Genomic DNA, 14,962 nt, shown 5'->3' on the forward strand with positions numbered 1-14,962 from the left:
CATCAGTCGCTGAGCAAGCGGCCTTGGCGAATAGGGGTGGAACCGGCGACCTTGGCCAGCCACAAACCGGGCTGGGCAAAACGCAGGCGCTCGCGGGCATAGAGGATGCCGTCGGTGCTGGCACGCACCACGCTATGGCGGTCGTTCAGCGGATCGATGACTTCGAACAGTGGATCGCCGACCTTGACCCGCGCGCCCAGCGGTTGCAGGAAGCTCACCACGCCCGGATGTGGCGCATAGGCGTACTGCGCGCCGGCGAAGGGCATCGCCTCACACCGGGACGGTGGCGCTGCCGGCCATTCACCACTGATCAGGCCTTGCTCGGCGAGATAACCGAGAATGGCCTCGGCGTTTTCGACGCATTGCTCGCGTTCGGTGTCCGCCATGCCACGCAATTCGATGGTGGTGGCGGCACACGCCAGGGGAATGTTGGCATCAGGGAACCGTTCGCTCAGGTGTAACCATGGAATCGCGCACGCCTCGTCGAAAGCATTGCCACCCGCACCCTCGGCCAGCAGCGTGACCCCGGCTCCCAGGCGCGCAGCCAGTGACTGCAAGCGCGGCCAGTGTTGCGGCATGGTGTAAAGCAGCATGATCGACTCGAAATCGCAGTGCAGGTCCAGCACCACATCGGCATCACAGGCGTGTTGCAGCAACACTCGCCGCAGACCGTCGAGTTCCGAGGTCGCTGTCGGCAGGTCGTTGAGGACATCCGTCATGGCGCGGCGGATCAAGGCGACGTTGGCGTCGGCATCGTCGCCCAATCGACCTTCGAGCAACGGTGCAACGGCATCGACCAATTCCGGAAAGTCGCGATTGAAGTTCTTGCCGCTGGAGAACTCAAAGCGCCCCTGATGGGTGGCCTGGAACATCTGGGCGATACCGATGGGGTTGGCCATTGGCACCAGTTCGATCACCCCGGTCAGGCGACCCTGTGCTTCCAGCTCCAGCAGGCGGCGCTTGAGTTCGACGGCGACGCGCATGCCCGGCAGTTCATCGGCATGCAGCGAGGCCTGGATGTAGGCCTTGCGCGGTCCGCTGCCGAAGCGCAACAGCGACAGCGTTCGTTCGGTGCCCGAGGCACTCCACGGCAACAGGTATTGAATGTGCTCCATAGCAGCTCCTTAGTGCTTGCGCGGTGCCAGATACGCCAGCCAGCGGCGCTCGGCCAGCTTGAACAGACGCACCAGAATGAAGGTCAGGGCGAGGTAGATAAGCCCGGCGGTGATAAACGCCTCGAAGGGCAGATAGAAACGTGAGCTGACCGTGCGGGCGGCGCCGGTGATGTCCACGAGGGTGACGATGGAAGCCAGGCTGGTGGTTTGCAGCATCATCAACACTTCGTTGCTGTATTGCGGCAATGCCCGGCGCAAGGCCGACGGCAGGAGAATGCGCTGATACAGGGTCAGGCGTGACATGCCCATGGCCCGGGCGGCTTCGATCTCGCCCTGCGGGGTGGATTTCAAACTGCCGGCCAGCAGCTCTGCGCTGTAGGCGCTGGTGTTGATCGCGAAGGCCAGGCAGGCGCAAAAGGTCGCGCTGGAGAGGTAAGGCCAGAGCGCGCTTTGACGCACGGCTTCGAATTGCGCCAGGCCGTAATAGATCAGGAACAATTGCACCAGCATAGGCGTGCCGCGAATCACGTAGGTGTAGAGCCAGGCCGGGAAGTTGATCAGCGGTGAACGCGACACCCGCATCAGCGCCAGTGGAACCGCCAGGACCAGGCCCAGGGCCAGGGAAATCAGCAGGACTTTGAGGGTCAACAAGGCGCCGTTGAAATACAGCGGCAGGTTTTCCCAGATCAGGTTGTAGTCGAGCAGCATGGGCCGGTTCCCCTCACAATTCGGCGGCTTTGAAGCCGGCCGAGTAGTGTTTTTCCAGTGAGCGCAGTCCCAGCAAGGACAGGCTGGTGAGCATGAGATACAACGCCGCGACGACGATAAAAAACGTGAACGGCTCATGGGTGGCGTCTGCGGCGTTCTTGGCTTTGAACATCATGTCCTGCAAGCCGATCACCGAGATCAGGGCGGTGGATTTGGTCAGCACCAGCCAATTGTTGGTGAAGCCGGGAATCGCGAAACGGATCATCTGCGGCACCTGAATCCGCCAGAACACCTGCACGCCGCTCATGCCGTAGGCCAGGCCGGCTTCGGCCTGACCCTTGGGAATTGCCATGAAGGCACCGCGAAAGGTTTCCGAGAGGTAGGCACCAAAGATGAAACCCATGGTGCAAACGCCCGCGATGAAAGGGTTGATGTCGATGTAGTGGGTGTAGCCCAATCCCAATGCCATGCGGTTCACCAGATCCTGGCCGCCATAGAAGATCAGCAGGATCAACACCAGGTCAGGAATACCGCGGATCAGGGTGGTGTAGCTTTCCCCGAGCATGGCCAGCCATTTGAGCGGTGACAGGCGAAAGGCCGCGCCGATCAGGCCCAGGGCAATCGCCAGGGACATGGACGTCAAGGCCAGGTTTATGGTCAGCCAGGCGCCATCGAGAATGCTCGATCCATAGCCGTGGAGCATGATGAAGTTCCTCAAGCGAGCGCCGCGAGGCGCGCAAGACATGCCCCGAAAAACGCCCGCAATGTGCAGGCGTCGGGGCTGGGGTAGGGCTTACTCGCCGTAGATATCGAACGCGAAGTACTTGGCCATCACTTGCTGGTACTTGCCATTGGCGCGAATGGCATCAATCGCGGCGCTCAGGCGCGCAACGTTGGCGGTGTCGCCCTTGCGCACGGCGATCCCGGCGCCTCGGCCGAAGTATTTGGGGTCGTTGATGTCCGGCCCGACCAGCGCGAAGCCCTGGCCCGCCGGTGTCTTGATGAAGCTCTCGTCGGTGGCGACGATGTCGGCGAGGGTGGCGTCCAGACGGCCCGAGGCCAGGTCGAGGAAAGCCTCATTCTGTGAGCCGTAACGCACCACGACGACGCCGGCTTTTTCCAGTTGCTCGGTGGCGAACCGGTCGTAGGTCGAAGAACGTTGCACGCCGACTTTCTTGCCCTTGAGGTCCACCAAAGGGTCATTGATCACGTTGCCGGCCTTCATCGCGAACTTGCCCGGCGTGTGGTAGTACTTCTTACTGAAGTCGACCGACTTCATCCGGTCTTCGGTGATCGACATCGACGACAGCACGGCATCAATCTTGCGCACCTTGAGCGACGGGATCATGCCGTCGAACTCCTGAATGACCCACTCGCATTTGACCTTCATTTCTTCGCACAGAGCGTTGCCGATGTCGTAGTCGAATCCGCTGACGTTGCCCTCTGGTGTCTTGAAGGAAAAGGGCGGGTAGGCGGCTTCGATACCGATACGCAGGCTGTCTTCGCCGGCATGTGCCAGGAAGCTGAAAGCGCACAGCGCCAGAGCACCTAGAAGTTCTGTCTTGTTCATCTTGTTGACTCCTTGGGGGGCATTTGGGGGACGGGTGCCCGCCATCCGGGTTGGCGCGGTGGATCAGTCCTGTGATCGGCGAGGCTATAAATGACACATAAAAAATCCATAATCAACATTACTGAAAAAAAACATATCAACTTGAGGTGTGACAAAACCACCCCGGCGGAGCTGGCCGGGCAGTCATGGACCAGGGCGATGCTTGCCAGCGCGTAACGGTTTATCGATTTTCAAGCCCGATTCAGGAAGCCGGGGACCACCGACATTGAAGTGCTCCGACCGGAGGTCGATGTTAATAAATGTTATTTTGAAAAAATACTTCACATAATCTGTTCATTGGTGGATTATCTGACCTATTCGACTGGTGCTGATCCTGTCTGCCTAAGCCCTGTCTGCAACGCGGCCAACGTCTGCGCCTTGCAGGCGTTAATGCAGTCGCTGCTTTCCTCTGGAGTACCCCATGAATAACAAGAATGTCGGTGTTGTCGGTCTGGGCGCGATGGGGCTGGGCATTGCCCGCTCGTTGTTGCGCAGCGGTTTCAATGTGCATGCCTGTGATGTGCGTACTGCCGTAACCGAGCAGTTTGCCGGGGAGGGCGGCGTGGCGTGTCCGTCGCCGTCGCACATGGCCGCTGAGTGTGATGTGATCATTACCGTGGTGGTCAACGCCGAGCAGACCGAGACCGTATTGTTTGGTGAGGGTGGTGCCGTGGCCTCTCTGCGGCCGGGCAGCCTGGTGATCGGCTGCGCCACGGTCGCTCCGACTTACGCCGTGGATCTGGGGCAGCGTCTGGCTGCGTTGGGCTTGCTGTACCTGGATGCGCCGATTTCCGGCGGCGCGGCCAAGGCCGCCGCTGGCGAGATGACCATGATGACCTCGGGCCCGGCCGACGCCTATGCCAAGGCTGAGTCGATCCTGGCGGGCATGGCCGGCAAGGTGTATCGCCTGGGTGACGTCCACGGCCTGGGTTCAAAGGTCAAGATCATCAACCAGCTCCTCGCCGGGGTGCATATTGCCGCTTCTGCCGAAGCCATGGCGCTGGGCCTGCGTGAAGGGGTCGATGCCGATGCCTTGTATGAGGTGATCACCCACAGCGCCGGTAACTCCTGGATGTTTGAAAACCGCGTACCGCACATTCTCAAGGCCGATTACACGCCATTGTCCGCGGTGGATATTTTCGTCAAGGACCTGGGCCTGGTGCTCGATACCGCCCGGGCCAGCAAATTCCCGCTGCCGCTGTCGGCCACCGCTCACCAGATGTTCATGCAGGCATCCAGTGCCGGCTTCGGCCGTGAGGACGACTCGGCGGTGATCAAGATTTTCCCGGGCATCGAATTGCCGACTGCCAAGCCTGAGTCCGTTTGAGGAACACCCATGACTAACTCCACCGCACGCCCGTTGCTGGGCTGCATCGCCGACGATTTCACCGGTGCCACGGACCTGGCCAACATGCTGGTACGCGGCGGCATGCGCACCGTACAAAGTATCGGCATCCCGAGCGCGGAAGTGGCCGCCGGGCTTGACGCCGATGCGATCGTAATTGCCCTGAAATCGCGTACCACGCCGGTCGCCGAAGCCGTCGAGCAATCCCTCGCGGCGCTGGCCTGGCTACGCGAGCAAGGCTGCGAGCAGATCTTTTTCAAGTATTGCTCGACGTTCGACTCCACCACGGCCGGCAATATCGGCCAGGTCAGCGAAGCGCTGCTGGCCGCACTGGGTAGCGACTTTACCCTGGCCTGCCCGGCGTTCCCGGAAAATGGCCGGACGATCTTTCGCGGTCATTTGTTTGTGCAGGATCAACTGCTCAACGAGTCGGGCATGCAGAATCACCCGCTGACGCCGATGACCGATGCCAACCTGGTTCGGGTGCTGCAATCGCAGACCCGTCTGAATGTCGGCCTGTTGCGCTACGACACCGTTGCCCGTGGCGCTGAACAGGTGCGGGCGCGCATCTCCGAGCTGAGGGCTCAAGGTGTCGGCATGGCCATCGCCGATGCGTTGTCGGACAGCGATCTGTACACCCTGGGTACCGCCTGTGCTGACTTGCCATTGTTGACCGGTGGTTCGGGGCTGGCCTTGGGACTGCCGGAAAACTTCCGGCGTGCCGGCAAGTTGCGCGACCTCGACGCCTCGAAGCTGCCGGCCGTGCCCGGCGGGGAAGTGGTCCTGGCCGGCAGTGCTTCGATCGCCACCAATGGACAAGTGGCAGCCTGGCTTGAAGCCGGTCGTCCCGCTTTGCGGATTGACCCATTAGCCCTGGCGGCGGGTGAACCGGTGGTGGCGCAAGCCTTGAGCTTTGCCCGGGATCACGATCAAACCGTATTGATCTACGCCACCAGCTCACCGGAAGACGTCAAGTCGGTACAGCAGCAACTGGGCGTCGAGCAGGCCGGTAGCCTGGTGGAAAACGCCTTTGGTGAAATTGCCCAGGGTCTGCGCCAGAGCGGCGTACGCCGTTTCGTGATCGCCGGTGGCGAAACCTCGGGTGCCGTGGTCCAGGCACTGGGTGTGCAGTTGCTGCAGATCGGCGCGCAGATTGATCCGGGTGTACCGGCGACCGTCAGCAGTACCGACGAACCTTTGGCGCTGGCACTTAAATCGGGCAACTTCGGTGGCCGCGACTTCTTCAGTAAAGCCTTGAACCAACTCGCCCAGGCCGGAGGTTCGCAATGAGTGGTGCAGTGAGTCACGAAAACGCCCTGCGCGACGAAATCTGCGAAGTGGGCCGCAGCCTCTACCAGCGCGGTTACACCGTTGGCAGCGCCGGCAACATCAGCGCGCGCCTGGACGACGGTTGGTTGATCACGCCGACCGACGTCTGCCTCGGACGCCTCGATCCGGCAACCATCGCCAAGGTCAACCTGGCAGGCGAATGGGTGTCCGGTGACAAGCCTTCAAAGACCCTGGCGTTGCATCGCCAGGTCTACGACCGCAACCCGAATGTCGGCGGCGTGGTGCATACCCACTCCACCCATCTGGTGGCGTTGACGCTGGCCGGTGTCTGGCAGGCGGACGACATTCTGCCGCCTCTGACGCCGTATCAGGTCATGAAAGTCGGGCATATCCCGTTGATTGGCTACCAGCGCCCCGGTTCGCCGAATGTGGCCGAGCAGGTCGCGCGGCTGGCCAACAGCGTTCGCGGCGTGATGCTCGAACGGTTGGGCCCGGTGGTCTGGGAGAGCTCGGTATCCAAGGCCAGCTACGCCCTGGAAGAACTCGAGGAAACCGCGCGGCTCTGGCTGATGAGCCATCCCAAGCCCGAACCGCTCGATCAGGCGGCGCTGGATGAGCTGCAAGCAACCTTTGGTGCGCGCTGGTAAAGCGTTGGCTTGACACGATAGATCGATAACGCAGGCTCCGCCCGGGAGACGCACAGCGACTCCTGACGGCCCCGGCTTGCCTGAAAAAACAATAACAACAGGAAATCCAAGCATGACTCACCTTCACTGCGGCATGTCCAGATCCATTGGCAGTAGCGTTTCATTGACCCGGCGGGGAGGGTGGGTGAAATGAGCCCGTTAATCCTGATGATGACCGCAGGGGCAGGCATTGCGCTGTTGTTGTTCCTGGTCCTCAAGTACAAGTTCCAGCCCTTCGTCGCCCTGATGCTGGTGAGCATTCTGGTGGCGCTGGTGGCCGGGGTGAAACCGGCCGATCTGGTCGCCACCATCGAAGGCGGCATGGGCAAGACCCTGGGGCATATCGCGATCATCATTGCCCTGGGCGCGATGATCGGGCGGATCATCGAACTCTCCGGCGGCGCCGAAGCGCTGGCCAAGACGCTGATTACCCGATTCGGCAACCGGCGCACGCCCCTGGCGTTGACGATTGCCGGCTTCATGGTCGGGGTGCCGGTGTTCTTCGAGGTTGGCGTGATCATCCTCATGCCGCTGGCCTATGGCATTGCCCGGCGCGCGCGCAAGCCGCTGTTGATGTTCGCGCTGCCGATGTGCGCGGCCTTGTTGACCGTACACGCTTTTCTGCCACCGCACCCCGGTGCCGTGGCCGCTGCCAGTCAGTTGGGCGCGGACCTGGGTCGCGTGCTGATGTTCGGGTTGCCGATCACCGCGCTGCTTTGCTATGTCGGCTACCGCGTGGCCGGGCGCATGACCCGCCGGGTGTACCCGATGACCGACGATATTCGTGCCGAGGTCTATGGCCCGCATGTCACCAACGAAGACCTGGCCGCCTGGACCAATGGCAACGACAGGAACCCTGAGCGAGCGGCTGAAGCCGTATCGCACATGGGCCTGGAAGAGTCGACCAGCAGCATCGTTTCCAGATTGCCGCCGGCCCCCGCACCGGGTTTTGGTCTGATCGTCAGCCTGATCCTGCTGCCCATCATTCTGATTCTGCTGGGGACGCTGTCCACCTCGTTGCTGCCTGCCGAATCGACGCTGCGCGGCATCATGACGGTGCTCGGCGCTCCGCTGGTAGCGCTGCTGATCGACACTTTGCTCTGTGCCTGGCTGCTGGGTTCGCGTCGGGGCTGGAGCCGTACCCAAGTGTCTGACGTGATCGGTTCGGCCTTGCCCGGTGTTGCCATGGTGATTCTGATTGCCGGTGCCGGTGGTGTGTTCGGCAAGGTATTGGTGGACACCGGTATCGGCGCCGTGGTTTCCGATTTGCTGCGAACTACCGGTCTGCCGGTGCTGGCGCTGGGCTTTTTGCTGACCATGCTGTTGCGTGCGGTACAGGGTTCGACCACGGTGGCGCTGGTGACCACGGCCGGTATCATCAGCCCGCTGATTGCGACCCTAAACCTCACCCCGAACCACATGGCCCTGCTGTGCCTGGCCATGGGCGGTGGCGGGTTGGCCATGTCCCATATCAACGATGCCGGTTACTGGATCTTCACCAAGCTTTCCGGGCTGAACGTGGGTGACGGCCTGCGCACCTGGACGGTACTGACCACGTTGCTCGGCACCCTGGGTTTCTGTATTACCCTGCTGATCTGGCCTTTTGTCTGACGCTTAATTTCAGGAGCTACCATGCCTCGTTTTGCTGCCAACCTCAGCATGCTCTACCCGGAACATGAGTTTCTGGATCGTTTCGCCGCCGCGGCTGCCGATGGCTTCGAAGCGGTGGAATACCTGTTCCCGTACGACTACAGCGCTGAAGAACTCAAGCAACGCTTGAGCGATAACGGCCTGGTACAGGCGCTATTCAATGCACCGCCCGGTGACTGGGCGGCGGGGGAGCGGGGCACGGTGTCGTTGCCGGGCCGGGAGGTTGAATTTCGTAGCGGTTTTGATCGCGCCCTGGATTACGCCAGCGTGCTGGGCAATTCACGCATCCATGTCATGGCGGGGCTATTGCCCTCCGAGAGTGACCGGGCGCGGCATCACGGCGTGTACCTGGAAAACCTTGCCTACGCCGCCGCCCAGGCCGCCAAGGCCGGCGTCACCGTATTACTCGAACCGATCAATACGCGGGACATGCCGGGTTTTTTTCTGAATCGGCAAGATCAGGCCCTGGCCATCTGCAAGGAAGTGGGGGCCAGTAACCTGAAGGTTCAGTTCGACTGCTACCACTGCCAAATCGTCGAGGGCGACCTGGCCACCAAGTTGCGTCGTGACTTCGAGGGTATCGGTCACATCCAGATCGCCGGCGTGCCGGACCGGCATGAACCGGACCTGGGGGAAGTCAACTATCCCTATCTGTTCGAGCTGATCGATCAGCTGGGTTATGACGGTTGGGTAGGGTGCGAGTACCGGCCGCGTGGCAACACGTCTGCCGGCTTGCAGTGGTTGCGCGACTGGAAGGCGCGCCAGGCGTAACAGCGAAGATCGATCACGGGCTCTGGCGGATGCAAGAGCCCGTTTTTTTTAAGCCGAAATATTCTCGGACGGCAGTAGCAGTTCGACACCCTGCTTGCGAATGCCATCGGCCGCCGCAGGGGTCAATGCGTCATCGCTGATGATCATGTCGAACTGCTCGAGCCCGGCGATCTTGTACATGCTGAAGGTGCCGTATTTCGAGCTGCTGGCCACCAGCACCACTTGCGAAGCCGATTGCATCGCGGCTTGTTTGACCTCCACCTTCAGCGCCGAAGGTGTGGTCAGTCCGCGACGCAAATCCCATGAGCTGGTCGAGATGAACGCGATGTCGGTGACGACCTGACGCAATGTGGCAACCGCCAGGCTACCCACGCACGATTGATTGGAGTGATCCAGTTGCCCGCCGGTATGAATCACCGTGACATGGGGCGCATCGATCAGTGCCTGGACAATGCCGAAATCGTTGGTCACCACCGTCATGCCGGACAGCGCCTTGATGTAAGGGACAATTTCCAGCGTGCTGGTGCCCGCATCCAGGTAAATCGCCATGTCGGCGTGCAACAGGCGCGAGGCCAGTCTGGCCATGGCCTGCTTCTGCGGCAATTCCACCACCGCCTTGAGCTGATGGCTGGGCTCGCTGTGGAGCTGGCTGGCGATCCGCACGCCACCCGTTACCGAATAAGCACGACCTTCCTGCTCCAGCAACGCAATGTCGCGGCGTATGGTCATGTGCGAACAGTCGAACATTTCCATCAATTGATGAACGCTCAGCACCTGATGCTTGCGCAACTGTCGCAGCATCGATTCACGACGCTGTTCAGGGATCATCGGTGCGGCGCTTTCAGCGGCGATGTCCTTTTGACTTGGCATTCGGGCTCCAGAATGAAGAAATCCGCAGACGGGTAAGGCGGGCAAACATAGTAGCGAATCTGCGACCGTATCAGTAGCGCGACGAGGGGATGGCACCTTGCTCAGCGGTGGCGGGTGACTCATGGCGACGGCATTAAAAAAAACGATTGCTGCGAAGTCACTAGAATCAAGGGGACGCAGTGACCAGGCACGCCGACGTGCGGCAGGTTCTTTGCAACGCGCGATCCCTTTTGAGGAACCCACAACGATGTTCAACAAGTGGCTGGATCCGGCGCTATTGCTGCTGACTACCCTGTCACTGCTGGCGGGTGGCATTGCGCAATTTGCTCAGAGGCCTGAGTGGGCGGCGATGTGCTGGCTCTCGGGAAGCCTGGTCATGGCCCTGGTGCTGCTGGTGGAGATCGTCAGGCGCCTGGCCCGGCGCGAGGCCGGTGTGGACTTGATCGCTCTGCTGTCGATCGGTGCGGCCCTGGTGTTTGAGCAGATGCTGGTGGCGGCGGTCATTGCCTTGATGCTGGCTTCCGGGCGTACCCTGGAATTCTTCACTGCGCAACGCGCCGAGCGTGAGCTACGTGCACTGGTCGATCGGGCGCCACGCTTTGCCTGGTTGCAGGAGCTGAACGACTTGCGCCAGATACCGGTCGAGCAGATCCAGCCGGGTCAGACGTTGCTTGTACGTCTGGGCGAGGTGGTCCCCGTCGACGGCCGTCTACTGAGCCCCACGGCAACGCTGGACGAGTCTGCACTCACTGGTGAGTCGTTGCCGGTCACCCGTCGGGAAGGCGAGCCGTTGCGCAGTGGCGTTGCCAATGCCGGCGCGCCGATCCAGTTAATGGCGACGCAGACGGCAGCGCAGAGTACTTACGCCGGGGTCGTGCGGCTGGCCGAGGCCGCACGACGCTCGCGCGCGCCTTTCGTGCGCCTGGCCGACCGTTATGCCTTGCTCTTTGTTCCGCTGACGCTGCTGATGGCCGGACTGGCCTGGCTTTGGAGTGGCGATCCTTTGCGGGCGCTGGCGGTGCTGGTGGTGGCCACGCCCTGTCCTTTGATCCTGGCGGTGCCGATCGCGATCATGTCCGGTATCTCCAGGGCGGCGCGGCGCGGCATCCTCGTCAAGGACGGCTCCACCCTGGAAGCGCTGGCAGGGGCCAAACAGCTGTTTCTCGACAAGACCGGCACCCTCACCAGTGGCCACGCCCGCCTGCAGTCGGTTGAGGTCAATGGCCAGGTCGATCCACTGCATCTGCTGGGCCTGGCCGCTTCGCTGGCGCAGGCCTCGGTGCACCCCATCTCCCAGGCCATCGTCGAAGCCGCGCGTCAGCGCCGATTGCCACTCAGCGCCCCGCAAGAGGTGGCAGAAAGCCCGGGTTCCGGTCTTTGCGGATTGATAGAGGGCCAGCGAGTGCGTCTCGGCACGCTGTCTTTTGCTCAAACCGAGGCGTCGGTCAGCGATTGGGCCACAGCCATGTTGCGCCATATGGACTACCTGGCCTGCGGTGGCAGCTTCGTTGAAGTGGATGGGGCCCTTGCCGGCCTGCTGGTTTTCTCGGACAGCCTGCGTCGGGAAACCCCACAAACCCTTCGCCGGCTGCGCAACAACGGCATCGAGCGGATCGTCATGCTCACGGGGGATCGCCTGGAAACGGCCGAAATGATTGCGCTGTCCGCCGGCATCGACGAACTGCGTGCCGGGTTGACCCCGGAAGAAAAGGTGCGTGCCGTGCAGGAGGGCTGCACGCGCGCCAGCACGCTGATGGTCGGCGACGGCATCAACGACGCACCCGCGCTGGCGGCGGCCACCGTCGGCGTGGCCATGGGGGCCAGTGGTGCCACTGCCTCCGCGGAAGCGGCGGGTGTTGTGCTGCTGGTGGACCGTCTGGATCGTCTGGTCGAGGCACTGCAGATTGCCCGCCGTACACGCCATATCGCTGTGCAAGGCGTGCTGGCCGGCATGGGACTGTCGTTGCTGGCCATGACGGTGGCCGCCCTCGGTTACCTGCCACCGCTCGCCGGCGCCGTGGTTCAGGAAGTCATAGACGTGGTCATCATCTTCAATGCTTTGCGTGCATTGGGGGCGTCGCCAGGACCGGGCCTGCGGCGACTGGCCGGCGAACACATTGATCGACTGCAGGATGAACACCGCCAACTCAACAAAGTGCTGAGTGATCTGCACCAGTTGGCCGGCAATTTCGCCCGGCGACCGCTTGAACAAGCGCAGACCGATCTGCTGGAACTGGTCGACAAACTGCAAGCCTCGCTCGCCAGCCATGAACGGGACGATGAGAACACGCTATACCCGCTGCTGACCCTGAGCATGCCGGGCGAAGACCCCTTGTCGGCACTGAGCTACGGACACCGCGAGATTTTTCGCTGCATCCATTTGCTGACGCGCATGAGCAACGACTTCAGCGCCGACCCGACCACTGTGCCCGCCGAAGAGATTCAGCATCAGTTAATTCGCCTGGATACCCTGGTGCAGTTGCACTTCGACCAGGAGGAGGAACTGTTCCGCTATCTGGACAGGCGCTGAAGGGCCTGGCGGACATTTTGGCGTCATCGCCGGGAGAGAAGAGGACCGGTATTGGCTTATCTGCGGGCGAGCCCCTATATCTCTCACCCGTAGTTCTTAAAATAGCCTGGTGATTTCATTCAAGACCCGATCCTGGGTTTGAGTATCTGGCCTGTGGCGATAAGCGACTGCGAAAAAAGCAACGCCTTCGTAGTCGCAGCGAATCGCAAAAGTCATGCCTTCGCGCAACCCATAGACGGATCGGTCTCCTGCCTCAACAAAATATCTCGCTTTTGTAAGAGCCGCCGTGGCGTGTTCCAGGCATCCCGTTTGGCTAAGTGAGTGTTGTAGCCAACTGGTAGTGACTCGCACGGACGAAGTCGCGCTGTCATCGATAGGTGGTCGGGTCATAGCTTTATTGGGTGCAGTCTCGTGACTGCTGCAAGCGGTCAGTCCCATTGAGATAACACCCAGTAAAAAGCCAAAACGAACGCTCGAATGCTTAAGTGGATTTCCCATGGTGGGGCGCACCTGTGACGACCTGCGATGAATGAAGTGGCAATTACTAACGTAATAGCGGGTTTCTGATCTTTTGCTATCTGTGTTCATTCATCACGACGAGAAGCGGCGGGGGAGGCTGTCCGCTTCTGGCCGATTTGAGCCTGTTTGGAAGGGGAGCCGTCGACCGGTTCTGTTGGCCGGGAAACCACTCAATGTGGTGAGCAGGTTCTCCGCTAAAGGCCGTGTCTGAGTTCATGTGATCTGAAAATCCGGCTTTTTCAACAGCATCGACCCTTGGCTGTCCTTCATTTGCAGTAGCTATCGGCCTTTTGTTGAACTATCGATCCCTCTATTTAGGGAACAGGAATGTTGCTGCGGCGCGTATGCCATGATCTGGTGTATCGGTGGGGTTGGTGACGTATTTACGATAGCCCACTTGAAACTGCACAGGACGGCTACCAATTTTAACAAGTTGGGAAACCATAAAATTCAGCGGCACTGTCCATTCGTTGATTTGACCGTCATAAGTAGATTCACTGTTGATGGCATAGGTGGTATGGGTACTGGTCGTAAAGGAGAGGAACGGCTGCAAATAGGTAGAGTCGACATACTGGCGACCAGATTGCCCGGCAAAAGAATCGAGGTGGTTAACCAGGGCGCCGTACGTCCAGCCATTTTGCTGTCTGAGCAAAATGGCCGTTGGCCCCGCACTCCATTTTCCCGAACCAAGCTCTTCTTTATTAGCCGTGGGTATCAGCACAGCGACACCTGCCCCCCAGATCCAGCCATTTGCCGAGGGTGCTTTGGGCGAGTAAAAAAAACTTTGCAGGGTGTCACCAATTCCCGATGCCCCATTGTCGCCAGGCATGACTGATTGGTAATTGACTACGGGCAAGATAGTGCGAGAGATAATATTCGTATCCGCATCCAGCTCAATCGGGAATACGGGTTGAATATTGGTGATATTGCGTCCGGCATTATTGGGTCCCAGACCACTATCGTGATTGTACTGTATGGGAACGCTGATCAAGTTTGCTACTGGGTTGTTCAGTTTTTTTGCCAGTTCAGCTTGTGATTCTTCAGCCAATACATAACCTGGCGGAAACACAAGAGCCAAACTCATTAACACAGGCAAGAAACGGATAATCGGCATGGGTTGGCCTCTTTGGTTAACATAGCCCTGCAGCAGTCTGTAAGTTTAAGTCCCAACCTTGAATTGATTCGCCGCTTTGCCAATAGGCGATGCCGTCGATACTCGGTGTCTGTAGCTCATCATCCACATGTTGTGGGCGCTGATATTAAAACGACCAATATCATCACCCCTGATGACCAAGATATTGGGCTTCTTATCTGCAGCGTGCACCGCAAAAACTGACAGTGAAAGCAACCCAAGCAAGCCAGTCTGTCGGGGTAAGTACATGGAACAATCTCCTCTCGGCATTTCAAGAAATGCGAGTCCCGAATTGGCCACTCGTAGTCCTGAGAGGCTAGCCAATGATTCGAGGCCTTTCCACAATCGAAGATTTATTTCCTTTTTTACGACAGCAACCTAAGCGTCTTGTTTTCCTGGTAGGGAACGTCCCATCGATCAACATGCAGCAGCCGGATGGGATTAGCATTGGATTCCATTGCGCTTGACGCACCATCCCACCGCCGCGAGAAGACGTGGATTTCAATCCCGTGTTCATACCGTCGAGTTTCAATGCACCTCATAAGGACAGTTAATGGGTGGGCGCACCCCCAGCAGGTACGAAGGGGGTACTTGATATTTATCAAGTCCGCCTACCTACGTTCGTCGAAACTCTTTACCCAAGGGCGTCGGGGCATACAGAGAAGATCAACCCGTAGATACACGGTTTGGCATCCACTAAAAACCGAACAACCTCGGGATTTTTTGACCCTGACTGA

At 60.0% G+C, this 14,962-nt stretch carries 12 protein-coding genes; 6 read left to right on the forward strand and 6 right to left on the reverse strand.

Translation table 11 applies throughout. The features are described from left to right. Window positions 1-2: 2 nt before the first annotated feature. From F7R06_RS17220 to F7R06_RS17235, 4 genes are all read right to left on the reverse strand, one after another. Window positions 3-1,115, reverse strand: a complete 1,113-nt coding sequence (locus F7R06_RS17220; protein WP_090323130.1) for a succinylglutamate desuccinylase/aspartoacylase family protein — start codon at window positions 1,113-1,115, stop codon at window positions 3-5. Between the two features lie 9 nt (window positions 1,116-1,124). Continuing rightward, complete coding sequence (locus F7R06_RS17225) at window positions 1,125-1,823, reverse strand: ABC transporter permease (RefSeq protein WP_090323129.1); 699 nt, start codon at window positions 1,821-1,823, stop codon at window positions 1,125-1,127. A 13-nt stretch (window positions 1,824-1,836) separates the two neighbouring features. Further along, entirely contained in the window at window positions 1,837-2,526 is a 690-nt protein-coding gene (locus tag F7R06_RS17230; RefSeq protein ID WP_090323127.1) for an ABC transporter permease, read from the reverse strand. A gap of 90 nt (window positions 2,527-2,616) precedes the next feature. Next, window positions 2,617-3,393 (reverse strand): ABC transporter substrate-binding protein, encoded by a 777-nt coding sequence (locus F7R06_RS17235; RefSeq protein ID WP_090323126.1) that lies wholly within the window; start codon window positions 3,391-3,393, stop codon window positions 2,617-2,619. Between the two features lie 460 nt (window positions 3,394-3,853). On the opposite strand from F7R06_RS17235, the gene ltnD reads away from it, so the two are divergent. The 5 genes from ltnD to otnI all read left to right on the forward strand — a co-directional run bounded on the left by ltnD (window position 3,854) and on the right by otnI (window position 9,174). After that, complete coding sequence (gene ltnD / locus F7R06_RS17240) at window positions 3,854-4,759, forward strand: L-threonate dehydrogenase (protein ID WP_090323123.1); 906 nt, start codon at window positions 3,854-3,856, stop codon at window positions 4,757-4,759. Window positions 4,760-4,768: 9 nt separating this feature from the next. Continuing rightward, window positions 4,769-6,067, forward strand: a complete 1,299-nt coding sequence (otnK, locus tag F7R06_RS17245; RefSeq protein WP_090323121.1) for a 3-oxo-tetronate kinase — start codon at window positions 4,769-4,771, stop codon at window positions 6,065-6,067. A gap of 8 nt (window positions 6,068-6,075) precedes the next feature. Next, window positions 6,076-6,714, forward strand: coding sequence for a 3-oxo-tetronate 4-phosphate decarboxylase (gene otnC, locus F7R06_RS17250; protein ID WP_174552499.1), 639 nt, complete (start codon window positions 6,076-6,078; stop codon window positions 6,712-6,714). A gap of 189 nt (window positions 6,715-6,903) precedes the next feature. Beyond that, a complete protein-coding gene (locus tag F7R06_RS17255; RefSeq protein WP_090323116.1) occupies window positions 6,904-8,364 on the forward strand; it encodes a GntT/GntP/DsdX family permease in 1,461 nt (486 codons plus the stop codon). 21 nt (window positions 8,365-8,385) lie between these two features. Beyond that, entirely contained in the window at window positions 8,386-9,174 is a 789-nt protein-coding gene (gene otnI, locus F7R06_RS17260) for a 2-oxo-tetronate isomerase (RefSeq protein WP_090323115.1), read from the forward strand. Window positions 9,175-9,222: 48 nt separating this feature from the next. Here the strand turns inward: otnI and F7R06_RS17265 are convergent, their stop codons facing one another. Further along, window positions 9,223-10,044, reverse strand: a complete 822-nt coding sequence (locus F7R06_RS17265) for a DeoR/GlpR family DNA-binding transcription regulator (RefSeq protein WP_090323113.1) — start codon at window positions 10,042-10,044, stop codon at window positions 9,223-9,225. A 247-nt stretch (window positions 10,045-10,291) separates the two neighbouring features. Between F7R06_RS17265 and F7R06_RS17270 the strand changes: the two genes are divergently transcribed. Beyond that, window positions 10,292-12,574 (forward strand): heavy metal translocating P-type ATPase, encoded by a 2,283-nt coding sequence (locus F7R06_RS17270; RefSeq protein WP_090323112.1) that lies wholly within the window; start codon window positions 10,292-10,294, stop codon window positions 12,572-12,574. 829 nt (window positions 12,575-13,403) lie between these two features. Here F7R06_RS17270 and F7R06_RS17275 read toward each other — a convergent pair. Beyond that, on the reverse strand, window positions 13,404-14,207 hold the full coding sequence (locus tag F7R06_RS17275; protein WP_090323110.1) for a hypothetical protein: 804 nt from the start codon (window positions 14,205-14,207) through the stop codon (window positions 13,404-13,406). Window positions 14,208-14,962: the final 755 nt, after the last annotated feature.

This window comes from Pseudomonas moorei (assembly GCF_008801475.1).
Classification (GTDB): Bacteria; Pseudomonadota; Gammaproteobacteria; order Pseudomonadales; family Pseudomonadaceae; genus Aquipseudomonas; species Aquipseudomonas moorei.